Source organism: uncultured Sphingobacterium sp. (genome assembly GCF_964277905.1).
In the GTDB taxonomy this organism is placed as follows: Bacteria; Bacteroidota; Bacteroidia; order Sphingobacteriales; family Sphingobacteriaceae; genus Sphingobacterium; species Sphingobacterium siyangense.
On record NZ_CAXYKD010000048.1, the window covers coordinates 774,037 to 799,974 of the forward strand.

22 protein-coding genes are annotated in these 25,938 nt (G+C 37.6%); 14 read left to right on the top strand and 8 right to left on the bottom strand.

Annotation, left to right across the window (positions count from 1 at the left end; translation table 11 throughout):
• Window positions 1-14: 14 nt before the first annotated feature.
• On the bottom strand, window positions 15-992 hold the full coding sequence (locus ACHWSC_RS24990) for a DUF6602 domain-containing protein (protein WP_394678629.1): 978 nt from the start codon (window positions 990-992) through the stop codon (window positions 15-17).
• Between the two features lie 624 nt (window positions 993-1,616).
• Window positions 1,617-2,228: a Crp/Fnr family transcriptional regulator gene (locus ACHWSC_RS24995; protein ID WP_124535535.1), complete on the bottom strand. Its 612-nt coding sequence runs from the start codon at window positions 2,226-2,228 to the stop codon at window positions 1,617-1,619.
• 472 nt (window positions 2,229-2,700) lie between these two features.
• On the opposite strand from ACHWSC_RS24995, the gene ACHWSC_RS25000 reads away from it, so the two are divergent.
• The 6 genes from ACHWSC_RS25000 (at window position 2,701) to ACHWSC_RS25025 (ending at window position 13,561) form a co-directional block, all read left to right on the top strand.
• A complete protein-coding gene (locus tag ACHWSC_RS25000) occupies window positions 2,701-3,543 on the top strand; it encodes an RteC domain-containing protein (RefSeq protein WP_394678630.1) in 843 nt (280 codons plus the stop codon).
• Between the two features lie 239 nt (window positions 3,544-3,782).
• Window positions 3,783-4,082, top strand: a complete 300-nt coding sequence (locus ACHWSC_RS25005) for a helix-turn-helix domain-containing protein (protein WP_061084772.1) — start codon at window positions 3,783-3,785, stop codon at window positions 4,080-4,082.
• Between the two features lie 71 nt (window positions 4,083-4,153).
• A complete protein-coding gene (locus tag ACHWSC_RS25010; RefSeq protein WP_394678631.1) occupies window positions 4,154-5,539 on the top strand; it encodes a DUF4099 domain-containing protein in 1,386 nt (461 codons plus the stop codon).
• A gap of 5 nt (window positions 5,540-5,544) precedes the next feature.
• Complete coding sequence (locus ACHWSC_RS25015) at window positions 5,545-7,629, top strand: DNA topoisomerase (RefSeq protein ID WP_394678632.1); 2,085 nt, start codon at window positions 5,545-5,547, stop codon at window positions 7,627-7,629.
• A 174-nt stretch (window positions 7,630-7,803) separates the two neighbouring features.
• Complete coding sequence (locus ACHWSC_RS25020; RefSeq protein WP_394678633.1) at window positions 7,804-8,241, top strand: DUF1896 family protein; 438 nt, start codon at window positions 7,804-7,806, stop codon at window positions 8,239-8,241.
• Window positions 8,228-13,561 carry an N-6 DNA methylase gene (locus tag ACHWSC_RS25025; protein ID WP_394678634.1) on the top strand — a complete coding sequence of 1,778 codons (5,334 nt, stop codon included), beginning with the start codon at window positions 8,228-8,230 and terminating at the stop codon, window positions 13,559-13,561. The genes ACHWSC_RS25020 and ACHWSC_RS25025 overlap by 14 nt, the downstream gene beginning before the upstream one ends.
• A gap of 50 nt (window positions 13,562-13,611) precedes the next feature.
• On the opposite strand, the gene ACHWSC_RS25030 is transcribed toward ACHWSC_RS25025, so the two are convergent.
• Window positions 13,612-14,313: a hypothetical protein gene (locus tag ACHWSC_RS25030; RefSeq protein ID WP_394678635.1), complete on the bottom strand. Its 702-nt coding sequence runs from the start codon at window positions 14,311-14,313 to the stop codon at window positions 13,612-13,614.
• A 279-nt stretch (window positions 14,314-14,592) separates the two neighbouring features.
• A complete protein-coding gene (mobC, locus tag ACHWSC_RS25035) occupies window positions 14,593-16,572 on the bottom strand; it encodes a conjugal transfer protein MobC (RefSeq protein WP_394678636.1) in 1,980 nt (659 codons plus the stop codon).
• A gap of 181 nt (window positions 16,573-16,753) precedes the next feature.
• Between mobC and ACHWSC_RS25040 the strand changes: the two genes are divergently transcribed.
• Together ACHWSC_RS25040 and ACHWSC_RS25045 are read left to right on the top strand one after the other, a co-directional pair.
• Window positions 16,754-17,008 (top strand): hypothetical protein, encoded by a 255-nt coding sequence (locus ACHWSC_RS25040; protein ID WP_286770870.1) that lies wholly within the window; start codon window positions 16,754-16,756, stop codon window positions 17,006-17,008.
• Between the two features lie 199 nt (window positions 17,009-17,207).
• Window positions 17,208-17,894: a hypothetical protein gene (locus ACHWSC_RS25045; RefSeq protein WP_394678637.1), complete on the top strand. Its 687-nt coding sequence runs from the start codon at window positions 17,208-17,210 to the stop codon at window positions 17,892-17,894.
• Window positions 17,895-18,075: 181 nt separating this feature from the next.
• Here ACHWSC_RS25045 and mobB read toward each other — a convergent pair whose 3' ends face one another.
• Together mobB and mobA are read right to left on the bottom strand one after the other, a co-directional pair.
• Complete coding sequence (mobB, locus tag ACHWSC_RS25050; protein WP_394678638.1) at window positions 18,076-19,347, bottom strand: conjugal transfer protein MobB; 1,272 nt, start codon at window positions 19,345-19,347, stop codon at window positions 18,076-18,078.
• Window positions 19,344-19,772: a conjugal transfer protein MobA gene (gene mobA / locus ACHWSC_RS25055; protein ID WP_394678639.1), complete on the bottom strand. Its 429-nt coding sequence runs from the start codon at window positions 19,770-19,772 to the stop codon at window positions 19,344-19,346. The genes mobB and mobA overlap by 4 nt, the downstream gene beginning before the upstream one ends.
• 695 nt (window positions 19,773-20,467) lie before the next feature.
• Here mobA and ACHWSC_RS25060 point away from each other — a divergent pair.
• The 5 genes from ACHWSC_RS25060 to ACHWSC_RS25080 all read left to right on the top strand — a co-directional run bounded on the left by ACHWSC_RS25060 (window position 20,468) and on the right by ACHWSC_RS25080 (window position 23,011).
• On the top strand, window positions 20,468-21,235 hold the full coding sequence (locus ACHWSC_RS25060) for a ParA family protein (RefSeq protein WP_394678640.1): 768 nt from the start codon (window positions 20,468-20,470) through the stop codon (window positions 21,233-21,235).
• A 1-nt stretch (window position 21,236) separates the two neighbouring features.
• Window positions 21,237-21,638 carry a DUF3408 domain-containing protein gene (locus ACHWSC_RS25065; protein WP_394678641.1) on the top strand — a complete coding sequence of 134 codons (402 nt, stop codon included), beginning with the start codon at window positions 21,237-21,239 and terminating at the stop codon, window positions 21,636-21,638.
• A 1-nt stretch (window position 21,639) separates the two neighbouring features.
• Window positions 21,640-21,936, top strand: coding sequence for a DUF3408 domain-containing protein (locus ACHWSC_RS25070; RefSeq protein ID WP_394678642.1), 297 nt, complete (start codon window positions 21,640-21,642; stop codon window positions 21,934-21,936).
• A gap of 4 nt (window positions 21,937-21,940) precedes the next feature.
• Window positions 21,941-22,546, top strand: coding sequence for a hypothetical protein (locus ACHWSC_RS25075; RefSeq protein WP_394678643.1), 606 nt, complete (start codon window positions 21,941-21,943; stop codon window positions 22,544-22,546).
• Between the two features lie 63 nt (window positions 22,547-22,609).
• The gene (locus ACHWSC_RS25080) at window positions 22,610-23,011 is read left to right on the top strand and encodes a hypothetical protein (protein WP_343657887.1); all 402 of its coding nucleotides are present in this window, start codon (window positions 22,610-22,612) and stop codon (window positions 23,009-23,011) included.
• A gap of 102 nt (window positions 23,012-23,113) precedes the next feature.
• On the opposite strand, the gene ACHWSC_RS25085 is transcribed toward ACHWSC_RS25080, so the two are convergent.
• Both ACHWSC_RS25085 and ACHWSC_RS25090 read right to left on the bottom strand, forming a co-directional pair.
• Window positions 23,114-23,884: a hypothetical protein gene (locus ACHWSC_RS25085; RefSeq protein WP_343657888.1), complete on the bottom strand. Its 771-nt coding sequence runs from the start codon at window positions 23,882-23,884 to the stop codon at window positions 23,114-23,116.
• A 31-nt stretch (window positions 23,885-23,915) separates the two neighbouring features.
• Window positions 23,916-24,635, bottom strand: coding sequence for a hypothetical protein (locus ACHWSC_RS25090; protein ID WP_394678644.1), 720 nt, complete (start codon window positions 24,633-24,635; stop codon window positions 23,916-23,918).
• 437 nt (window positions 24,636-25,072) lie between these two features.
• Here ACHWSC_RS25090 and ACHWSC_RS25095 point away from each other — a divergent pair, with 437 nt between their 5' ends.
• Window positions 25,073-25,870 carry a hypothetical protein gene (locus tag ACHWSC_RS25095; RefSeq protein WP_394678645.1) on the top strand — a complete coding sequence of 266 codons (798 nt, stop codon included), beginning with the start codon at window positions 25,073-25,075 and terminating at the stop codon, window positions 25,868-25,870.
• The last annotated feature ends 68 nt before the right edge of the window (window positions 25,871-25,938 follow it).

Sequence of the window (25,938 nt, forward strand, 5' to 3'; positions counted from 1 at the left end):
AGATTAGATGATTCTTATTTTCTAAAGAACTTGGCAGTTTCTTCGTCAAATTTTTTAACGTCTTCGGGTTTAAAATATCTTATATCTACTGCACTGCCATTTTCCCATTGCGTTGATCCCATACCGTACATACTGGACAATACATTTGGATTATATGTTCCTTTTAATAAAGCTATTATATCGAAAGCAAATTCTGAAAAGTATGATTCTGCATAATCGAGCTGTATTTTTCTAAAAGTACCATCTGCTACCTTATAGCTTTTCGAGTGTGCATAAAACAAAAGAGATTGATTATCTCTTACTCTTTCGTGCGACTCTCTAAGCAGTATTAATTTGCCGCTATAATATTTTTCTATGGTTTCACCACGGAGTATATAACCTCCATAAAATCCCCTCATTGCTGCGGCTTCAACTAATTCATCTAGAGCAGCGAAGTCCATTTCGTCTTTCTTTCGAAGCTCATAAAAGACCGTCGCAAAAAAGAAGTTTGGCGGAAGATATAATTTCATGGGGTGGTTCGCAGGCTCCGTACAAGCTAATAGCGGTTTGAGTTTTGTCAATTGCTCTACCGCTTTTTTGACTGCCTTCTTGTTGAATGCAGATTTAACCTCAATTACTCCATGAACATATTCCACAGGAATTGCCATGGATCGTCCTAGTTCAGAAGAATCGGCATTGTTTTCTATCCACAGTACTGGTGATTCTAACTGGTCGTATATAATTACGTCATAGTGAATAAAATTTGCAGCATTTGGTACTCCAGGCGAAATGATGTAACCGGCTGTAACACCATACCGCTTTGGTAAAAATTTGGTGAGCCATCTGCGGAAAGCTGATTCTGCTACGTTACCATGACCTGTCTTTACCTGCCGTTTATTGGAATGCTCCTTTGCATTATCATATGCGGAAAGCATTTCATCCCTTGCTATAAGAAATTGTTTCCAACCTTGATTAGGAATCTGGCTCTTTAGTGGAGAATTATCATGTGCCATTTTTAAATATTTAGCTATCTAAATTACAAATTTTGTTTTTTGAATTTGAAAAATCTTGTGTACCTCTTGTATGGCATGTTTTTAACTTTTGGTAGTATTTAAGGAATTTATAGAGTTGGCAAAGGACCAACTCTATATTTTGTTTTATCTTCAAAAACTGTGGATCATATTTCAATTGTTCATCCATAGATTTTTAAATTTTTGCAAATTGCTTATTGGGTTCGGGTGTAGTTGAGATTAACAGATTTGTGGGGCATTAACTGTTTTGAATTTTCTTCTCTACGGGGATTGAGTAACTTAGGTGGTGGTCGTTTACGTCTTTTTTTCATCTTCTTTAATTTTAGTTTAAGATTTTGGTTTGGGTAAGTGAACAGGTATAACGTATTTCTAACATCTCACAAGTTAGCTGTCCAACTTTTATGTTACTAATTTGATAAATAGTTTTAAGTGAATTCGTTAGAATAAATATTTGGAGGATAAAAAATAATATCCGTTCCGTTTTTAGAAATAATTGCTATACTACAAAAGTCACAAACTAGATCGGCCTGTGATAGTTAACCTAACCTATCTTTTCCTAGAGTGTCCTAAAAAAAATTAGCGAACAAAATTAATGTACTAAATAGGTTAAAGTACAGTTTTTGAACGGATTCTGCTTAATGTAGACTGCGTTATTCCGAGGTACGAAGAAATCATACCTAAAGGGACGCGCGCAACGATATTCGGGTATTTTCTTATTAAATGCTGATAGCGTTCTGTTGCACTAAAAACACGTAATTCATTGGCCTTCTCTTCGGCTTTTATATAATAGGTCTCAGTAAGAATTCTTCCGATATAATTGAATTCGGGAAACTGCTGATAGAGCTGCATGAGCTTCTCATGGCTAAGTACAAGAAAACTTGTTTCTTCTATAGCTTCCAAAACTTCAAAAGATCGTTTCTGACTGAAAAAGCTATATACAGAAATTGCTAGATCCCCTTCAAAGAGTAGCCAAGACGTCATATCCTTTCCAAAACTGTCAAGGTAGTAGGAGCGTACTAAACCTTTGACAACAAAGAAAAGTGACTTCTGGATTTCATCGATATTAAGTAGAATATGCTTCTTGTTTACTTTTTGCAAATATGTATTTAAGAATAAAGCGTCTCGGAGTTCTGGCGACATGGAATGAATACTATCAAGAAACTTTAAGAGAGTTTCTTTTGCTGAATTTTCTTCCAATGTACTTACCATATTTTTCATTTACACTTTGTAGAAGTTGGATTGGTGGTTATTAATGATAAAGGTAATTTACGATTAAAATTTCAATTAAACCTCATTTTTTTTGCTTTTTGTCAAAAAAAATGGTGGGAAATAGTATTTAATTTGTTATTATGAAAACCACACTGCAATTTTTGACCTATGAAAAAGATCTGTTAGAAAAAGTACACTGTATTTCTAGCATTAATACAAATACGCTATATGTATTTCTTTATAGTATTATTATTTTTTATTGTAATACCTAAAACTTATCTGACAAATTAAGCAACTTCTGTTATGTACTCAAATCTTAGTTAGATGCGAGCGGATAATAATTAACTCACTACGAATAATTAAAACCCTTCATAATCAATGATTAAGAAATAAATTATAGTGTATATTTATTTTTGTTTTATCTCAACACAGCGGGATATATTTTAAAGTGTGGGGCATAATCACTTTAAAAAACAATCATATGAAACAGGCATATAAAAACATTTTATTAACTATTGAAAAGGAAGAGATAAGTATATCAAGGAGCACAAAAAGTGCAATTGATGAAGCTTTTCACATGGTTTCATTTCTTGATAAAACTCTATCTGAATTAAAAGCACAAATCAATCAGAAAGGTTTTGAAAGTATTTTGGACGAAATTACTTTCTTTAAAAGAGTAAAGCCCGAAATTCTGGGCAGGCTAATGTTTTACAATAAGGTAGTAAAAATTGAAGCATACAGCCCTTTAAATTCGGAATTGACCGAAGCTTACTATACGGAGCAGCTTAAGTTACTCAACAAGGAATATAAAAAAAATATAGCTTCTTCAGATTTCTACAGTTATTATCGTACCGGTAGGTCAGACAAAGATGAGTTCTATTATAGACTAGGAAATATAAACTACTTTGATGGAGTCGATAGCTTCTTCTTTGAGGTTGACAGGGATTTCTCGACTTACTACGATTATAAGGTCGCGCAGATCAAGGCTTACGATCTTTATCATTCTTACCTTTCGGGAAAATTTGGCAGAGTTGAACCTACAAATAACGATGATTTCGATATCAGTGAAGATGCCGAATTTTCTTGGACTGATTCGAAGAATGCTCTTATTGAGCTTATTTATGCGCTTCACATTTCAAGAAGTGTTTCAAATGGCCGTGTTGGAATTCGAAAGATCAGCCAGCTTTTTGAGGATATATTCGAGGTAAGTCTCGGTGACATTCATCATGCGTTTTACCAGATGAAATTTAGAGCAGGTCAAAGAGCTCGCTTTTTACATTCGCTAAAATACAATCTTGAACAATATATGGACAATGATTTATAGATTGGAAGAGAATTAATATATCAGAAGGGTAATCCAACGGGTTATCCTTCTTTTTTTTACCCATACCTAGTCATATCTTACCCATGTAGATGTTTCTAATCCCCTCTCCCAGGCAACAGTCACACAAAGAAAGCCTGAAAAAAAAACTATATCTGACTAGCATATTGGTATGTGCACTGTTAGATTTTGCCGGAAAAACAAGGCCAATTTTGGCTCTGTAAACCAAACAGCAAAAGGCTATGAATATTGACAGAGTTGAATTTTTGAATTGGATGGAACGAATCATGAAAAGATTCGACGTCCTTGCCGGTGATATCGAAAATAGAGAGAAAAAAAGGCTCAGCATCGACGGCGAAGAATTATTGGACAACCAAGACGTTCTGCAAATGTTAAAGATAACCTACCGTTGTCTGCAACGCTATCGTACCATTGGTAAGATCAAATACTTTACAATAAGCGGAAAAGTTTTCTACAAGAGTTCTGACGTCCACCAGTTTATCCGTGACAGTTACCATGGAGGAAAGTTTACGCCTATGTAGGAACGCAAAAGAGAGCGGAATTCCTTCTTAGAATCCTTCCAATAATTTCAAGCACCGAAATACTTTCTATTATGAACGAACAAACTATTTCTAAAGAAAACCAGCCGCAGCAAGTACTTGAAGCTCTTTCCGATATTCTTTTAGTACTTGATAAAAAAAAGAATCGTATCGAGGCGGTAAAGGGTGTGGATGAGGAAGGGAATCTGCAAACCTCTACACCTAAGAAGTCAAATCTTCTGGATTTTATGCGTGTGGATAAGGGGGACGCTATAAGCAATTTCTTTTCGAACTTCTGGCGCCGGCTCAATGATCCATTATCCTTCCGGTTTTTCAGGTCACCTGAAATTAATCTGGATGAAGTTGCTAAGAAGCTACAGAAAGCCATTGACCATCCCACTCCCGAGGGTAATAAGCTTCTTAATGCACTTGAAATCAAATATGACAATAAGTTAAATAATAAAAATATGGAAACAAATCAAACATCGGAGGGCACAGCACCTACAACAGAGAGTAGACCTCAAAAGTACAATGCTCAGGAGATCGACTGGACATCACTTGAAAAACTGAATTTAAACCGTGAACTGCTTGAAAAAAACGGACAACTTGAGAAACTGCTGAAAGGATATAAATCTGATGGGATTTACCGAATTGAAGGGAATTTTGATGGTGTTGTGATGAAAGGAGATGCACGTCTCTCATTACGTAAAGTACAGGACAAAGTTGTCGTGATGGCTCATGGAGTCCGAGTGGAACCAGATCTTAAAAATCAGTTTTATGGCCATTCTTTTACAGTTGAGGATCGGGATAATTTAAAGAAAACAGGAAACATGGGGCGCGTTGCGGAACTTACAAATTATTCCGACGGTTCGAAGGTGAAGGCTCTCATCAGTATTGACAAATTAACCAATGAGGTTGTGTCCTTTCCAGTAGATCTGATCAAGATCAGTGAAAAATTTGGTGGTGTGAAACTTAGTCCGGAGCAAAAAGCTGAACTGCTGGAGGGTAAACAGGTCCTTGTGGAAGGTATGGTAAACTCGAAAACGGGAGAAGTCTTCAATCAGCATCTACAATATAACGCCGACGCGAAAAAACTTGTTTTTGTCGGACAGGGGGAGAGCCAACAACAGGCGCAGGTTGAGGGCATCCCTGATGAATTTAGAGGTAAAATTTTGGATGAAAAGGAAAAGAAGCTTTTGCAGGATGGTGAAGTGATTTATGTGAAAGATATTGTCAATAAAGAAGGCACAAAACTTTACTCAGGCTACCTCTGGCAAAATAAAGAGAGCGGAAGATTAGAATTCGATTTTGATCATCCCAATCAGGAGAAATCTAAAAAACAGACAGAGATACAGAAACAGGGGCAGGGGAAAGAAAAAGAGGGGACTTCTGCGAATAAAAATGCGGTTCAGAACGGTACTGTGAAGAAGGAAAATACCAGAAAACAAAAAATGAATTGATCCTGATGAAAGCAATTATTGCGGAAAAGCCCTCAGTAGCTTATGACCTTGCACGTATCGTAGGTGCAACAGATAAAAAAGACGGATATTGTGAAGGCGGAGGTTTTCTGGTGACCTGGGCACTGGGACATCTGGTAGGTCCTGCTATGCCGGAAGATTATGGGATTAAGGGATTCAGTAGGGAATCCCTTCCCATTATTCCATCAAGATTCAAATTAATAGGAAGAAAAATAAAGTCGGGTAAAGGCCTTATTGACGATGAGGGATCGAAACGGCAGCTTGCAGTAGTTGAGTCTGTATTTAAGCGGTGCGAAAGTATAATCGTGGCGACTGATGCGGGGCGTGAGGGCGAAGTTATCTTCCGGTTTATCTACCAATATCTGGGCTGCACAAAGCCCTTTGAACGGCTTTGGATTAACAGCCTTACCGAAAAGGCCATCATCGATGGATTCAAAAATCTCTTGCCGGGAAGCGATTTCAATGGTCTTTTTCTCGCCGGTAAGCAGCGGTCTGAATGCGATTGGCTTGTTGGAATCAATGCTACGCAGGCGCTGACCGTTGCCTTGGGTGATGGACTTTTTTCTCTTGGAAGGGTACAGACGCCCACTCTTGCACTAATTTGTCAGCGTTTTCTAGCGTGTGAATCATTTGAGGTTAAAAACTACTTTCAGCTTGAACTTTCTTCAATAAAAGAAGGTGCTCGTATTAAGAGTCTTTCGACAGATAAGTTTGAAGATAAAGAAAAAGCTGAATCAGTAAGGAGGACCCTGGAACGTGTCGGAGTGGCAGAAGTAAAACAGGTAGAAAAGAAAGCAGGCACAAGTCAACCGCCACTTCTATTTGATCTGACAGGACTGCAGAAAGAGGCGAATAAAAAGCTCGGCTACTCTGCTCAGCGGACCCTGGAAGTTGCCCAGCAACTGTACGAAAAGAAATTTATAACCTATCCTCGAACGGGATCCAAATATATTCCCGAAGATGTCTGGCCCGAAATACCTGCGCTGATTCTAGCCTTAGGTTCTCGATCTTCCTGCAAAGATTCTGTTGACAAAATCAAGTGGGAACGCTACAACAGACACATTGTAAATGATGTAAAAGTCACAGACCATCATGGTATATTGATTACGGAAAATATACCGACCCGATTGAACGCTGATGAGGATGCTCTCTATGATATGATCGCCAGGCGCGTGCTTGAAGCTGTTTCACCTACATGCCATAAAGAAATCACAGATGTGAAATTTGGTATTCTTCATTATGATTTCAATTTGAAGGTTGTCAAAATTGTTTCTGCAGGATGGAAAGTTGTTAACGGTGATTTTGATGAGGAAGGTGATGATCTGGTCACTGATTTTCCAGATCTGCAAGTAGGAATCCAGGTTAAAATAGACAGTTTAGAGGTACTTCCAAAGAAGACCAAGCCTCCAACGCTATACACGGAAGCTGATTTGCTTCATAAGATGGAAAATATTGGCGCTACGGTAGAAAATGAACAGCAGCGCAAGATGCTCAAAGACTTAGGTATTGGAACGCCGGCAACAAGGGCTGTCGTGATTGAAACCTTAATTGACCGCGGGTACGTCAGAAGAGAAAGCAAGGCTATTGTCCCTACAGATAGGGGAATGCTTGTTTACGAAATTGTAGCCGATAAGAAAATTGCTGATGCTGCAATGACTGCTCAGTGGGAAATTGCATTTGAGAAAATCGAAAATGGTGAACTGGATTCTGGGATTTTTCATGCTGAGGTAGAGCTGATGGTACAGCAGGTTACCGATGAGCTGCTGAATATAAAAAGAAAATCATCGAATACCGTACATCTCAACTGCCCAAAATGCACTTCCTCAGTAATTCTCGGAGAAAAAATAATCAGATGTACAGATCAGAATTGTGGCTGGAAATTATTCCGGAACATATGCGGCGTCCAGTTGCAATACAAAGAAATTGAAGCGCTTTTAACAAAACGGCGGACACCTTTAATTAAAAAAATGGTGGGTAGAAATAAGAAACCATTTAGTGCTTATATCTTACTGGACGGATCTGGATCGACCACTTTTGAATTTGAAGAAAAAAAGAAACATAAATACAAATAGTTCATGATGTGATTTGGTTAGTGAAGCCTGGAGCCTTAAATGGTTCCGGGTTTCTTTTTTTATAAGGTTTTAGGAATATCGATGCAAGGATAGGAACGGATAGGACACAATGCCAACAGTGCAGCTCAACCAACCTAGGTTTACCGCTATAAAACTTATAAAAATTATAGCGATATGAAAAAGCATAACCAGGACTATTCCTATTACAAATTAAAGTTGCAGGATCACATTGATTCAAGTTTTCCTGAAAGATCTGCTGATACAAATTTTATTGATCAGCGCGCCAGGTGGGCAGCAAACGCATACGATGGCGCGTTTAGGGCAGGCAATCCTATTAACGAATGTAATGAGATCGCCGACGGTATTCTTTATGAGGGATTGCACTTTTCTAAATTTGATTCTCTGTTTGAGGTTCTTTCCTACGAATTTTCTGATGTTTTTGATGAACTCGATTATCGCGATTTTGCACTGAAGATCCTTCCAAAATGCCATGAATGCTTTGAGCATTATGAATTGACTGATGATTTCGCCTATACAACTGGTTACGATCTGCTGTATACGGAGCTAACAGGTTTTATTGCTATTTGGATTGAGCAAAATGGTATTCGATAAGAAACGCCATTTACGGCAGAACATTGATGCCATCAAAACAAGTTTCAGTATTGAAAAGGAGGGGCGGGAAGCAACTGAGCATGAAAAACTGCTACTACATAATTTTGCGGGATTTGGAGGCTTGAAATTTATCTTAAATCCCGTCTCATTACCGGATGACATCAATGGCTGGAAGGCTTCTGATCGGCCTTATTTTGCGATGACGCAGGAATTATTTACGCTCATCAGAGAAAATACAGAAGATCAAAGTAAGTATGCCGACTATGTGGCAAAAGTTAAGGGTTCTATCCTAGATGCATTTTACACACCGAAAGAGATTACCGGCAGCATAGCAAAGGCAATACTGGAAACGGGAATAGATATTGGTAGCATGCTTGAGCCATCGGCCGGTGTAGGAGCTTTTATTGAGCCCTTTAGAGAACTGGATCATGTAAATATTTGTGCTTATGAACAGGACTTAATAACGGGGAAAATCCTGAAAAATTTGTATGGTTCCCATGCTGAAATCAGAATAGACAGCTTTGAGAATATTGGAGAAGGAGATACCGGGTATGATGTCGTTATCGGTAATATTCCGTTCGGAACTACTTCAATATTTGATCTAACTTATTCAAGGGGCACAGATAAGGTCCGGAAATTTGCTGCACAGAGCGTCCATAATTATTTCTTTTTAAAAGCTACCGATAAACTGCGCGAAGGTGGGCTGCTGGCATTTATTACTTCGCAAGGGGTTCTGAACAGTCCTTCCAACTATCCGATCCGTGAAGCATTGATGCGTGAGCACAGTCTGGTGGCCGCGCTACGGTTACCGAATAATTTATTTGAAGAAAGTGGCACTTCGGTGGGCACAGACCTCATTGTTCTGCAAAAAAATACACAGCCTCGTTCCTTATCTATGCGTGCAAGGGATTTTATGGGGACCACAGAAAACTGCAACCTCTTATTTTATAATCCAAACTACATTATTGCTACGCGTTCTTTTCAGGATACTGATCAATATGGGAAGCCGACAACGGTGCATGTGCATGATGGTGGAGTTGCTGGAATTGCAATGGATGTTCATCTAAAGCTTTCAGAGGCTTTCCTGCAGTATTTCAACCGCGAGCTTTATGATGAACACAGCATGAAAGAGGTTGGTAATAATTTGACATCAGAACGAATTCTAAATCCTCCAAAAAGCGGAAAACCTGATGCTGGTAATTCTGAAACAGTGACTCAACTAAGCCTTTTTTCCGATCAGGTTATTGATGATTTATCGGTTAAAAAGGCAAAGAAAAGTAGGAAAAGCACAAGCCAAAGTAAGATTACAAATTTTCAGCAGCTTTCCTTTTTTGATGCAGATGAAGTTTATACAAGTCATAATAAACCGCGACGGGCAAGTAGATCGGATCAGAAAGAAAGTGTGCAAAAAAAGCCTCTATCAACAACCTTAACGAAACTTACAGAGGTCGCATCGTTATTCCATGAGCTACCTGACGATTCGGTGTTAAAGAATGAGGTAAGAGCCTTTGACGGTGAAGTGAAGGCATTTTACCGTGAAGATACTATAATTATTTCGGGTAGCAGTATCGGGAAACTAAAAATTAACCGTCGTGATGGGACCTATATTTTTCATCCACTTGAACTATCCAAAAAGGATCAGGAGCGAATCCAGAGCTATATCAACCTAAGGGATAGCTACCATTCGCTGTATGAAATTGAAGCTAAAAGTAGAGCGGAGGATGAAGAGGGGCGACAGCTTTTAAATAGGACCTATGATGAGTTTACTGGACGGTATGGAAATTTAAATACAGCCGAAAATATTAGATTCATTAAAATGGACTCTTCCGGAAATGAAGTTCCTTTTCTTGAGCGGGTGGTTGGTGGTGTCATCCATAAGGCAGATATTTTTACAAATCCAGTTAGTTTCTCCACGGCAGAAGTTGCTGTAAGCAGCGCTTCAGAGGCTTTGTCGGCTTCACTTAATCAAACGGGCTCCGTAGATCTTGCTTTTATGATTCAGGTGAGTGGCCTTTCCGAAAACGAATTAAGGAAAGATCTGCAGGGCCAAATTTTCTTCAATCCGTTATCTGGTGAATTGGAAGTATCTCAGAAATTTCTTGCTGGAAATGTTGTTTTAAAAGCGACGCAACTGAATGATTACCTTTCTAACCATCGGGAAGACATGGAAGCCCGGCAGAGTCTGGAAGCGCTTGAAAAAGTCATTCCTGAACCGATTAAATTTGAGGAGCTAGATTTTAACCTGGGGGAGCGATGGATCGACACAGAAATTTATAACCGTTTCGCAAGCCATCTCTTTGACACCGATGTACGGATTTACTATTCAGAGAGCAGCGATGATTTTTCTGTAAATGCAAAATCCAGCAATATTAGGATTTCAGAAAAATACGCTATTAAATCTGAGAACCGGACATTTGATGGTTTGAAGCTGCTGCGGCATGCTCTTGTTAATACCACTCCGGATATCACCAAAACTGAGTACTTAGCGGATGGGACTGCCATCAAGGTTAAGGATATGGATGCTATCCAGATGGCCAATGGCAAAATTGATGAGATCCGGCATGAATTTACGGATTGGCTTTATCAGCAGGACGATAATTTTAAAAGGAAACTTACCGGAAGATATAACGAGCTTTTTAATTGTCATGTCAGACCGTATTATGATGGTAGCCATCAAACATTTCCAGGGCTTGACCGCAGGGCAGTAGGCATAGAGGATCTGTATCAAAGTCAGAAAGATGCTATTTACATGCTTAAAAGTAATAATGGCGGTATCTGTGATCATGAAGTTGGGGGAGGCAAGACACTTATTATGTGTGCAGGAGCGCAAGAAATGAAAAGGTTGGGGCTAGTTCACAAGCCAATGATCATAGCGCTAAAGGCCAATGTTCACGAGATTGCAGAAACCTATCGAAAAGCTTATCCTTTCGCAAAGATATTATACCCCGGTAAAAAGGACTTCACACCCCAGAAAAGGCTTAAGATTTTTGGCGATATCAAGAACAATGATTGGGACTGCATTATCCTCACACATGACCAGTTTGGTATGATCCCCCAATCAACAGAATTGCAGAAGGAGATACTTCAAGCGGAACTGATGTCTGTGGAGCAAAATCTTGACGCACTGCGCAGTCAGGGGAAAGATGTATCTGGTGCAATGATGAAAGGTGTAGAAATCCGGAAGAAAAACTTAGCTGTGAAGCTTAAGACACTGGAGCATGATATCGAAAACCGAAAGGATGATGTCGTCGACTTTAAAATGATGGGTATTGATCATATTTTTGTTGATGAGAGCCATAAATTCAAAAATCTCATGTTCAATACGCGTCATGAGCGCGTAGCTGGATTGGGCAATGTACAAGGCAGCCAAAAGGCACTCAACCTACTTTTTGCCATCCGTACAATTCAGGAAAGAAATGGGAAAGATCTTGGTGCAACTTTTCTTTCTGGAACCACTATTTCAAATTCACTTACAGAGTTATACTGCCTTTTTAAATTCTTAAGACCAAAAGCGCTGGAAAGACAGGGGATTAATTGTTTTGATGCATGGGCTGCTATTTATGCCCGTAAATCGATAGATTATGAATTCTCTGTTGCCAATAATATCGTTCAGAAGGAGCGGTTCAGACATTTTATAAAAGTGCCCGAACTGTCCCAATTTTACACTGAAATCACCGATTATCGTACTGCGGCTGATATCGGAATTGATAGGCCGATAAAAAATGAGATCCTCTACAATATACCGCCGACCCCGGATCAGGAAATTTTCATTAAAAAGTTGATGGAGTTTGCAAAGAGTGGCAATGCTGAGTTACTTGGTAGAGCTCCGCTAACGCCGACAGAGCAGAAAGCCAAGATGTTGATCGCGACAGATTTTGCAAGGAAAATGTCCCTTGATATGCGGCTTATATCTTCGCGATATACAGACGATCCGGGAAACAAAGTTTCTGTTTGTGCAGCAAATATTGCAAAATATTATAAAAATTTCAATGCGCAAAAAGGCACTCAATTTATTTTTTCAGACCTCGGCACTTTTAAACCGGGCGAGTGGAACATATACAGCGAGACTAAACGGAAACTTGTCAAAGATCATGGGATAACGGCAGAGGAGATCCGCTTTATTCAGGAAGCAAAAACGGAGGATCAGCGTAAAGAACTGATCAAAGCTACCAATGAAGGGAAAATTAGGGTCCTCTTTGGATCGACAGAAATGCTAGGAACAGGGGTAAATGCCCAAAAGAGGGCAGTAGCTGTGCATCATCTGGATATTCCATGGCGGCCATCGGATCTGGAGCAGCGGGACGGTCGCGCTGTTCGAAAGGGCAATGAGATTGCTAAATTTTTTGCTGACAATAAAGTCGATGTTTTTATTTATGCAGTAGAAAAATCATTGGATGCGTACAAATTTAATACACTAGCAAATAAGCAGCGTTTTATCGGACAGTTAAAGAGTAATACCATCGCAGTACGGATACTTGATGAAGGGGGAATGGATGAAGTTTCGGGTATGAATTTTTCCGAGTATGTGGCTTTATTATCAGGTAATACCGATCTATTGGAAAAAGCGAAAGTCGAAAAGAAAATTTCTGTTCTTGAAAGTGAGAAACAGGCTTTCTTACGATCAAAGTGGAGTTCCAGTTCAAAATTGGAAAGTCTGCAAGAAGAACTTGAAGGGAGAAAGTCCCGGTTAGCAAGGTTAAATGCAGATTGGGAAAACTATCTAAATCATGTCCAAAAATCGCAAGACGGAAAAGTTTTGAACCCGATCATGTTGGATGGCTTGCCTAAAGATTCAGATGTTAAGGAAATTGGTGCAAAACTGGCTAAACTTGCAGGAACTGCAAGGACAGGCGGGGATTATGAAGAAATTGGTACTTTATATGGTTTTAGGCTGCTCGTAAAAACGGAGATGATCCAAAAAGAGGGATCCGGCTCTATTGAAAGAGATAACAGGTTCTTTGTCTGTGGTGAAGGAAATATTAAGTATACTCACAATAATGGTATTATGGCAAGCGATCCCGAGCGGGTAAGCTTAAATTTTATTAGTGCCCTTCAAAAACTTCCTGGACTCATTGACGAAGAGAAAAAGAAGATAAATCAGCTAAAAGCTGACCAGATTGTACTATATGATATTGTGAATGGCAGTTGGAACAAAGAAAAAGTGCTTGCAGCTTTGAAAACTGAACTCGCCGGTGTGGAAAGAAAAATACAGTCATCATTGGACATAAAAGGAGATAATGATCGAGGTCCAGATGTTAAGGCAGAAATCAAAATAGATATTAAAAATTGCCCTAACTTTAAATTACGAGGACTAACATAATTATGTAGGTGATTAACCGTACTACTAATCTAGTATTGATAGAATAAAAGTTACGATTTCCATCTTCTAGTCATTTTTTCAATTTCCTGCTCAGATAATTCAGGTTTCATCGCTTTTAATTGGGTGATGTATTGATCAAATAAATCTTGAGGCGGTTTTCTACCACAACAGTACTTCATCATTTCCTGTTGGGTTTTATCAAAGTCACTTATTGTACTATTATTTTTTTTAACAATCAATTCCTGTATTTCTATCAAGGTTTCGGCTAAATCTTGGGAGTCAACATAAACCGAAACATGGGCCATTTCATATTTTTTTGATTCATTGAACTCTTTTAATTTTATTTTCAGATCGCTTATCTTACTATAAAATTGATAAATGAGATTTATAACTTTTGAAGGCATATAAAGTAGGTTTTTAGATAAATCCCCATGACATCTTGCTACAGAATCTTCAAATTTTGTCAATGCATTATCAATACAGTTATTGTCTATGCAATTTCCAGACAATGCTACGTGCAGTTGTTGAACGTCGAATAAAATCTTGGATAAGGAGCTGTAAACTAACCTCTCTTGTACTTTTAAATCATTGAGATCATTATACTTGAATTCAAGCTCCTTTTCTTTATTTTTTTGTTTTAAATTATAATGATTGGTTAGCCATATTAAAACTATTGGCAATACCACTCCGCTAGAGAGTGAAATTAAAATCTCAGGTTTTTCACTGATCAAATTGAGTAGTTTATCGAGCATTTTATTTTTTGATTAAAGATGGAGTAATAATTTATTTTTGGCACAAAACTTCGTACTTTTTAATTAGTGAAATTTTGAGTACCGCTATGAAAATTCTAACTCATTACAAAGATAACGACTTAATGCTTCTGCTTTAGATAATTTACGATTGTATTAAATTATATGTATTGCAGATTCAAAAGGGAGTGACAATATGATTATGTTGTCGGTTAATAAAATGTTGCTCTATCTTAGGCTATTGATTAATATTACTCACTTTATTACATTTTAATATCGCGTTTATCTTATCAAATGTCTTAATTCAGGGTCATTTTGAATTCGCGAAAGTTCACTTGCAATAATTTTTGAAACATCAAGTTTGACCTGGCGATAATTTTGATCAATTTCTTTGTCCATTCTGTCCTCGCCAGTTTCTGAAATAAAAGAACGGATCTCTGGAATAGGCTTATAGTTTTTACTTTCTAAGGCCACCTTTTCCGTATCTACTACGATTTGGGCATGAAATATTTTTTGCTCTATTTTCTCACCAAAATTGTCAGCAACGGCTCCCACAAACATTCCCTGCGAAAGAGTAGATATTTTAGACGCAGGAATCAGACTGTCTAATTGTGTTGATATAGATGTACTGGTATCATTTCTGTTGATAGATATCGATTGACGTTTTTGGACAATCTTTCCAAACCGTTCTGAAAGTGTTTTGGCGGTTTCACCCACGACCTGACCTGAGAATATATTTCCGACGGTATTGAGTATAACTTTCGCTTCCTTGTCACCATAATCCCGGATCAATTGAGAGAAATCCTGAAAACCAAGACAGACAGCCACTTTATTGCTTCGGGCTGTTGCGATCAGATTATCCAATCCACGGAAATAAATTGTGGGAAGTTCGTCAATAATAACGGAACTTTTAAGTTTTCCCTTTTTATTTATCATTTTTACAATTCTGGAGTTGTATAAGCCAAGGGCAGCCGAGTATATGTTCTGTCTATCTGGGTTATTGCCAACACATAGGATTTTGGGTTCCTTCGGATTGTTTATGTCCAATGAAAAATCATCCCCGGACATAACCCAGTAGAGCTGCGGAGAGATCATTCTTGATAGCGGGATTTTAGCGGATGCAATCTGGCCTTGTAGTTGATCTTGTGCCCCGCCTTCCCAAGCATCAAGAAAGGGACTAAGGTAGTTTTCAAGCTCAGAATAACTTGTAAGTATTGTAAAAATATCAGCATATTTTTTATTAAGTAGTTCGATAGCGTGCGGAAAAGTGCAGAATTTACCATTATCATAAATCTTCAAAAACCAGATGATCGCTGCTAGCAGGATGATTGGTGACTCAACAAAAAAATCCCCTTGTTTCTGAATCCACGTCTTATTGAGGTTTAGCATGATGGTGTACGATGCTTCGTATGCATCAGAGATGTCGGTCATGAATTTAGGATTTAAGGGATTGCAGCGATGGCTTTTGCGTGGATTATCAAAGTTGATCACATAGAATTTGGGTTTTACATCGTACTTGTCACTGTGCTTCAGGAGATGGTTGTAAGCGATTAGTGAAAGATCATCAAATTTGAAATCGTAAATGTACATCGAGAAGCCTTTTTCGATATGTTGCTTAATGTAGTTGTTTACTATAGCGTAGCTCTTACCACTTCCGGGAGTACCTAGTACGATAGATGCGCGAAAGACGTTCACCACCGATATCCATCCGTCATTCCATTTTCCACGATAATAAAATTTTGTCGGCAGGTTAACGGAAAACTCATTTTCTAAAAGCTTTGTCTCCTGCATGAAGCTTTCGTTTTCATAATTGAAAGGATCATCCATCAATTTGTTTTTAAGCAGCCTACTCATCCATAATCCAGCAACCATAAGCAGGATAAAACCTGCAGATGTTGAAACCATATATAGAATGCCTGATATTTCAATAAGCGGGAAATTGAGTAAGTATAGTATTGATCCAGTAAATAGACATGTATTGATATTTTTCCACTTAATTTTTTCGTTTTTCACGCCTTTAGTTCCCAGACAGCTCAGTGCCAATAAGATTAGGGCAAACAGTTTGCTGTATGTTGAATTAGTAAATAAACCAGAGGTTTTTTGGAAATTTTTGAGAATTCGCTCGACAATTTCGAGCGTCCATCCCTGTTCAAAGAAAAAGGAGTAACAGAACCAGTAGAAATTCATCAAAACTAGGAGAATGCTTACAGCTCGCATGAAAGCCATAATTTTTGCGAGGCCTCTTAAATCGTCTTCTTGCATATATGAAAAGTTTCACCATAGATATTAGTCATGACGAACAATTTTTCTGCTAATGCATAAGATGGCATACATTTGCCTATAACTTCCAATACCTTTGAAATATTGTAAGATTTAGATTAGCCATTAAGTTTTTTATCTGCAATAAAATTCCTATAATTAGACTGAATTTCGGAAGTGGATTATGTTTGATACTATAGGACAATTTGAAGAGCAATTTAATAAACAGGTATTCAGAATCACCTTTAAAAATCGTGATTTTCAAGTCGTATTATTGAAGAGAGATTTGACTAAGAATATGTCGGAATTTCAGATACTCTTGGATGGACTGGTGCAGAGACTAAAAAAGGAAAACGGCAAATGGAATTTTGAACATGGTGAAGATCAGGATTTAGCCGAAGATATCTGGCGTCAGATTGCTCTTAGATATAGATTCTAATTTGGCAGTAGCTATGAAAGGAAAAATAATACCAAAATATTTTGCTATATTTGTTTCGAGCTTTACAGAAGCTTGCCACTTGTCATAGCGAAGCTATTTTAGCACTGTATCTAACTTTATATACCACTTTAACAAATTTCTTGTAAGGGGTTTTGGCTGACAGGTGACATCATTTCTATGCAAGATATATTGTTAAAACATGGAAAAAAAAGTAAATGGGCATACTGCTGATTATATTAAGCGTATCGCAAAATCTATTAAAAAAAATCAGAATATTTCTCATCATGAGGCTTTGGAACTTGCCTCAAAACAAAACGGATTTCATAGCTGGAAACATTTTCAGAATTTATTAAATAAATCTGGTGTTCCTTCTTTGGTTTATGAGATGACTGAGATAAAGGAATTAACCTTGAAGACAAAGAATCCCTATCGGAATCTATTGATAGCAGGATTAAATGAACTTCTAAAACAAAACAAAGATCTTTTGCAGTTTGACAAGAATAAGAAGGAAGATGAAGGGCACGTTTTTGTTAATTTGTTCGGATTTCAAAGCGTCGTAATATGGAGAGAAATCAGTTTTGGAGAAATATCGTTAGCAGTTTGGTGGAAATATGATCACTCTAGGCATCCTCAAGCTAATCTTACAGGTAATTCTCGAGAAAACTTTCGAGATACCAGCCCTCTTGCAAGTAAAACAGAATACAAAAAATTTGTTGGCGTAGTAGTTCATGGATGGGTTGAAAGAGCAACAGGTAAATATATTCAAGGTTCAGGTGGTGATTCCATCATTAGGGACTATGTAAGAAGGGGCGAAAAAGCTGAATTAGAAAAGTTGCCGACTGTACAACCAAATGGCTTCCAAGCCGAAGGTCTGTTCTTTGTGTAATATGTTTTCAATTGCTTGCTATTCCTTTTTATTGGAATTGTATTTCATAGGTAATAAGGAAGTCCGAATTTAGGACTTCCTTTTTTTTAGTTTTGTAGAAATATACTGCTTTGACTCTGTTATAGAGTAGGATGCGCGATGTCGTCCGACATATTTTAAGGATTATTTTTGATGCTACTGCTTATCTTTTGCGCTTTCTCCTTTTTTTCATGTTAAACTCAAATAGATGTTCTTCTGGATCTTCTGTGATCCCATGAAGTAGAAGCTGATCAAGGAGTCCCCAATCACTAAAAACAGATCCGTTATTTATCATAAAGTCGAATAGTGGATGGAGCGAATAGTTAGCTGATCTTGATTGCTTTGAAGTGTCTTTTTTTTGTGAATTATCTATATATTCTACTACTAAAGAACTTTGGCTACTTGAAAACAGCGCATTGAATGAATTTGCCGAAAATTCCTTACCGAGATGAGAGCCATTGAATACGTTGCGCGAATTATGATCTATAAAGCTAATTCCGTATAATCTGCCTTGATCATTTCTTCGGATCACTAGATTAATCCCGTGGTCTATTAAATACTCTTTAAAGTCCTTTTCACTTCGGGCTATACTAATGGCTTGCGCAATGATATTTTTGCTTTTTTCTTTAGTTTCTGCAGCAAGTTCTTTACTTTTTATAAAATGTGTTTGAAGTGCTATGAGTCCTGCTTGTTTGCCGAAAAGGGATGCTTTGAATGGATTTGTGGTCTTCTCCCCATTCTTATCTAGCGCGAAATAGATCAAGCCTTCTTTAATCTCACCATTATATTCCTTTTTGATGGTTTCAGCCGAGACATTGAATAGCGATAGCAACGCGTTATAACTTCCAAGATTTTGAAAATGATAATATTTCGGGAGATATCTCACAACAGCTGCAATCTGGCTCTTTACATTTCCTTTAGTATGATCAACAGGTACGAAAGCGAGACTATCGTTGGAACTAATTCTTTCGTCTGCTCGTATTAACTTATATTTTTTTTCAATTTGGCGACAGATTTCCATTGATCTTCTCTTTTCAAAAACATCAGATATTTTGCTTCCATTTTTGTCCACATTTGTGGAAACAATATGGATATGGCTACGGTCGATATCACTATGTTTAAAAACCACATAAGGTTGAGTACCGTATCCCATCTTCTTCATATATTCCCCAGCTATTCCAACATAATCTTCATCTGATAACATATCTTTTGGATCTGGATTTAGGGAAATATGGATTGCTGTCTTCTCTGTATTTTTATTTGCCGCAAGATGGGGCAGGAATGAGGACAACAGCTGAACTGTTGTATATTCGCCATCGGGTGTTTCAAACATATTGTTAAGGTATAATATTGAGGCATTGTTTTGGATTACCTTGGAGTTGTTATAATTCAAAGCACCATATAAATTTGATCCACGACCTATTTTTGCAATCATAACCTAGCTTTTTTGACAAGATGTTCCGCTTCAAATTTTTTGCTGAGTATTAAAACATCCCGGCAGATCCCAGCAAGTTCTTTGGTAAGGTCTTCAAGTTTTCCGATATAATGCACTGTTTTTTTATCGCTAAAATTAGTGTGCAGGATCTTTACGATCTGATTGTAATTGACTCCAATTGCACGGAACTGTGCAAAAAATTGCGATAATTTAGTGCAATAATCGATAGCTCCTTTATCAACAATAACCGAATTTATCTTTCTTTCAAATAGAATGGATACGATAAACTTTGCTCTATTATCCAGTCCGGATTGTTCAAATAGCGTTTGAAATTTTGCGTTTTCCGAATCCGTGAGACGGAAAACGTATCTATGTGTTGCTTTCTCAAGTTTAGGTTTGCGACCACCTTTACGATTTGTTACCATATACTTTTTTCCAAAACATATCAAAATATCAATAATTATATTGCTTAATAGCTTTTGGGAACCTCTCTTTTCCTAAAAATTCACAACTAATATCAATAACATCATAAAAGGTAAATCCGACTTTGGAGGATTACCGAGCCCTCGGCAGAGCAAGTAGTTTTGGGGCACAAAACGAGTTTTGAGTGCCTCAAAACACAACTTGCTCTGTTCTTGGGAACAGATATGAGAAAGAATAGAATAAAGCTCGCATCATAAAGAGCTTTCGGAAACCGTAGGTAAAAAGAGGAAAGGTAGTAAAACTTCTGCTTTACAGCTCCTACAGTTGCCTTCCTTAGCATACGGCATGTGGGTAGTGACTATGGTTAACTTAGCCAGTTACAAACCAGGTAATTGTAAAAGCATAAAAGTGTTAGGTTTTAAAAATGTAAAAGCATAAAACTATAAAAACGTAAAACTATAAAAGGGTAAAAGGATAAAAACGGTAAAATATGAAGTCATAAATGTTGGTAGATTTTTTACCAGTTTACAAAATTCTAAGAATTATGTATGATTTACAGATAAGATGTGAGTATTTATATAAGGCCCTTTTTAAACTCGTATAACTGACTCTACATATATTTTACTATGCATCTGTAAACTTAGGCAATTGCTTTATAATTCAACTTTAAAAGTAAGAAGCTATAAAATAATATAATATGGAAAAAAAGAAAGAGCCTTTAAAGGTGAGCATTTATGCGCAAAAGGGGGGAGTGGGTAAATCTACGATGACGATATTGCTAGCGAGCGTTCTGCATTACCGCCTTGGATATAATATCCTGGTACTGGATTGCGATTTTCCGCAATATAGCCTGATCGGTATTCGTGAAAGAGATAAACGTACGGTAATGGAAAGTGATTATCACAAAAGACAGGCCGTTAAACAATTCCATACGATCAATAAAAAGGCTTATCCGATCATCAAGTGTAAGGCGGATAACGCACTTGAAAAGGCTTTTGACTACTGTGAGAGCAGCTCCGTTCCGCCGGATATTATCTTTTTTGACCTACCGGGTACAGCCAACACCCAGGGGGTTATCGGTGCTTTAAAGGGGATGAATTATATTTTTTCACCTATTACGGCAGACCGCCTTGTTGTGGAGAGCACACTGGCATTCAGTGAGGTTTTCCTAAGACTTCCTGCGCAGAATAAAAATCCCATCGAGCAGTCTTTATTCCTATTCTGGAACCAGGTTGACGGTAGAGAGAAAACAGTCCTGTACGATGCTTATGAAAGAGTAATAGAGGGATTATCACTTCCGATTATGGCAACGCGGATCATGGACAGTAAACGTTTCCGGAAAGAAATTGATGATACGGGAAATTATGTTTTTAAATCAACACTATTACCCGCTGATCCACAAATTTTAAAAACAACGCGTGTGGATCAATTTGTTAAGGAATTTCTAAAAATAATTCATATCTGAGATGAAGAAAGATCGTAAAGAATTTGAGAAACCGATCATCGATGAGGAGTATCTGATGAACATCATGAGTGGCAATGAACCTTTACCTGCGGCAAATACAGAGGAGAGCGCGGATAAAATCGCAGATCCTATGGCCAAAGCCGAGAAGTCCAGGACAAGGTCCGGCAAAAAGGTAGATTACGAAGAATTTTTTCTTGCCAACCGTTTCCCTACGGGCAGGAGCGGGAAGGTTGTCTATATACGGTCTGAATATCACGAACGGCTCTTGCGCATAGTGCAGCTGACCCGTGAGGACAAAGTAACGCTGTATTCCTATATAGACAATATACTGGAAAATCATTTCCGTGAATATGGCGAGGAGATTACCGATTATTTCAATAAAAAATTTAAACCCATTTTATAAGATGAAAAAGCCAAAAAATCAAGTTGAAGTTACCGTAAAGCTACATCAGCAGGTAGCTTATGATAATGTGAATTACGAATCACTGTTCCTATCAGATACTTTTATGGATAAACGGGGTCATAAATGTATCTATGTCAGCAGTGAGCATCATACCAGATTGTCAAGAATCGCGAATGTTATAGGAGAGGATAAAATACCACTCTATGCGTTGCTGGATAACATATTGAGGCATCATTTCACGGTATTTGAAGATATGCTGATAAAGGAATTCATTAACAAATCTAAGCCACTTTTTTAGGATCATGGACAATTTAATAGAGATTGCAATACTGATCTGTCTGATAGTGGTGATTATACTACTGCTGGTTGAGAAAGTCAAAATTGGGGGAGCCGAACGTAAGGGTCAGCAGGTCGCAGAGAAGACTTTACCAGATGTCATAGGAAAGGTCGTAATTGCTGAGAAAGAAACGATGCCTGCGTGGTTGGCCAATCGGAAAAAGTTGGTAGAAAAATTGATCGCCACTAAAGCAGGACAGGAAAATACCGACGCTATCAAGAATAAAAATAATGATGACATTAAATCCAGTGATGTTATAGAGCAAGATGATGATAATGATGTCCCGCCAGATGATGATCGTTTTGTTCAGGCGGTTTCTGTAGAGGAGCTGACGAAAGTTGGGAAGTTGCTGCAACAGGACAGTCTTGATACAGTTCAGGAAAGAGAAACCGCTGGGATCATTCAAAAAATTGAGGGAACCGAGTTTTTTAGTATGATGCGGGATTCTATCGATGGCGCATCCCAAAAAATTGCAAAGCTTTTGGATAAATCAATATCGGAAGAGAAAAGTGTCATTCCAAAAGACAACTCTAATGCACTAGACGATTTCGACATCGTAGATTTTATCTGATAATGTATTCGTTCAATACTAGTTGGAAGCATTAAGTATCAATAATTACTAAAGTAAACAGACATGATAGCAAAGAATGATCCCGATTATGTGATCGAAGAATACAAAGGCCGGATAATAGCCAGTCATAAAAATAATGTTTCACAAAAATCAATGGATAATATTATCATCGTTTATGATAAGCTTGATTTTCCCGATCATGGTTTTTATATAGGACTTGATGATTCTAAAAATGCAGGCTACAGGAAAATGGAACCTATTAATATGGCTGATGCCAGAAGTTATATTGATTGGCTATCAGAAGTGACCAATAAAAAAGACATACTGAAAGATAGGTCAGTTTCTGTTCCCCAGCCGATAAAAGAAATTGTGGACCAGATTTTATCTGAGGTCGCTTACAAAAGAATGGAAAATAAAGAGGCGAAGTCACCAATTAAATCAGGGAAAAAGGGTAGGAGAATCTGAGGAACCCCAAATAAATAGACATTATTTAACATTAATCCACTTCTTTAAAATAAAGAAGTGGATTAACATTGCTATTAAACAAAAGCTAGGTTTCAATCACCATTAAGGTAATGTAGGTTCCGTGGCTGTAAAGGTATAATAGATCATTAGCGGGCTTTGCGGTGTTGCCGGTGAAACTAATGTGAAAGTACCCTGTAAGCCTACAGATACAGAATTTGTAAAACCCCCGGTGGTCGCGTACAGCTGTGCGGTGCCATTAGCTGAGCCACCCCCACCGTTTGCGCTAAGGACTACGTTGTAGTTGGTCAATTGCATAAAGCCGGCATATGTTACATACGGGCCGTAAGCATTGGTGTCTGAAAGGTAGCAGTATCCAAGATACGCTGGTGGCGAACTTGGTGTTTCCCTTTTCCAAGGCCAGTTCGCAGTTGTTGAAACTGAGTATGAAAGTGTAAAGGTATTAGTAACAGAAGATTTTGCTGATTTTGAGATATAGCGCGTATAAAAGTTTTGCTCAACTCCCTTATCGCCGGCTTCGAAAGCTTTATTATTTTTTCCAACCAATTTAAGCCCATCGCTTGAACTCGATTTAGAGTTAATTTTGCTTGATGGATAGATAATTACAGTATCATAAATGACAGTATTCTTGACCAATTCTTTTAGATACTTATATTGCTCCTCGTAAGTTGCAAAATTATGAACTGGCTTACTTTCTTTATTAGACATTTTAACAGAAGAAGTCGTAGAAGTTAAGTTAAATTCTTGCTCTAGCTTCCTTTTGTAATCAACTTCCGTTGTGATTGCTTCTTGCTTTTTACACGCAAGGAGGAGGGATAATGACATTGCTGTCAATACCAGATTTTTTGTTTTCATAATAATATATTTTAAGTTAAATAATGATCGATTACCAGGTTATTGAATTTTTAATATTTTCAGGTATTGTTTCGGAAGTACTTTCAATTACGAAGGTCTGTATGCCCTGTGGATTATTGTCAAGAGGAATTTTAATCCAAAGGATTTGATAAGGAAAATTAGGAACAAATAGATTTAAAGGGGATTTAACATTTAGTCGTGATTTGGTATATGCAAATTCAAAATCTGAGTTTAAGATATGTGCCTTACCTTTAATGCATGTGTGTCCTGCTACCGTCAGAGTTTGTTTGCTTAATGTATCAAGCATTGTTATTTTAGGTGGTGTTACCGCGCATTTATAAAATAGCTCAGGACCATAATCAGCTAAACCAACTTCTTCAACTTTGCTAGAATCTGTTTCGCTTTGGTATCTAACAAGTGCTTTCGAGATATTAATAAGATAGGTAGGCATAGTCTTACTTACAGTCAGAAAGCCGTTCTCAGAATAGCTTTTTTCAATTAAGCTACTGTCATTCTTTATTTCTTGTCGCAGCACTAAATTACCATTCATGTAGTAAGTAAACTTATAGTATAACTCCCTTTTCTCCTGATGGTCAATATGTGATAGATACCAATTAAGAACCATCTTACCGTGGCCCTGGTCATTAACCTGATTTTGACTAAAAACTTTGCTGTGAGTAAAGACTAATAAGAAAGCAGCAAGGAAAATCCCTTTGAAACCGGTTTTTATAAAAGATGGGGAATAGTACATAATCTAAATAAAGGTTAAATAAAAATCGATATTGAATCAAAAGTAATAACTACCATGAACGAATAACGATTAGATTTTAACCAGTATGGATTTGATTTTAACATGTTTAACTTTTGAAATTTGTTTTAGCGAAATAAATAAGCGTAAAACAGATTTTTGATAGATAATTATGGCACTTTTTGCGAAAGATAATTTTGTGTTAATAAAAATTATGCATTTTATTAAGGTAATGTTTGGAGGAATTAAAAATATACTTTTAAAGGAAGATCTTCCAATTCCAAATTGAATATAAAAATGTTAATATATGTATCACCATTTTGTAAATAGGAAAATCTGGGAAAAATAATGCCTCAGCGTTCTGCACTTCACCAATTATTTGTTCTATGGCGGAATTTAGCTCAGCAACTAAGTTAATACAAATAAAAAAATGTTGAGTTATGGAAAAAGAACTACCGATCTATAGAGATCCTGATTACGGAATTGAGTTTATCGTTGATGTGGAGAAATTCGAATTTCGAGAAAGGGCTAATCCAGAAAACCGCTACAAATTGGAGGATATGATCGATCTGGGGGAAGCAGGATACCGCTTTGATCATTTCGACAAAACAAGTAGACAGGATTTAACCATAATTCCTCCGCAATTTGTTACACTTGCCCCAGAGCAGATGGCAGAGAAATACAATAAAGCTGTTGAGGAAATCCTTTTACTGAGCGATTTTGAGCTTATGGTCGATCAGGAAGCATTAACAAGACGCATTAAAAATGGTGAGCTGCCAACAATTGAAATTGGTGGCCATATCTTTTATGCAGATGCCCGGATAGATCTTTTACGGCCCAAGGATGATTTTTCGACGATGGGGATAAGTTTTGATGATCTGGAGGACTGGTATGTTGACGAAAAAAATACCTATGCATTTCCGTATAACCCTCAAACACATGAAATAGGGAAGATCGAATGGGATAAAGTTGTAGAATATCCAAAAGACCTATTATTTGTTGAAATACCTTTTGTAAAGACCCTTGATCCCGTAGGGTGGAATCGAAAATGGGGGTGGGGGGAAATAGAAGGCCTAAAAGAAACGGGTCTTCGGCTTGACTTTAAGGCCGATGTGATCCCGTGGAATAAGTCAGGAATCGATCAAATTATTTCTGAAAATAAACTCAAACAACCCATCAAGGATGAAGTAAAAAAAAGATATGAAAATAAAGAAAATAAGAAGGGACGGAAATTGTAGCAAATAATAGTACAACCGCCAGACTTTTCCAGTCTGGCGTTTTTTTTTGTGTTTTTCCAAAGCCGATT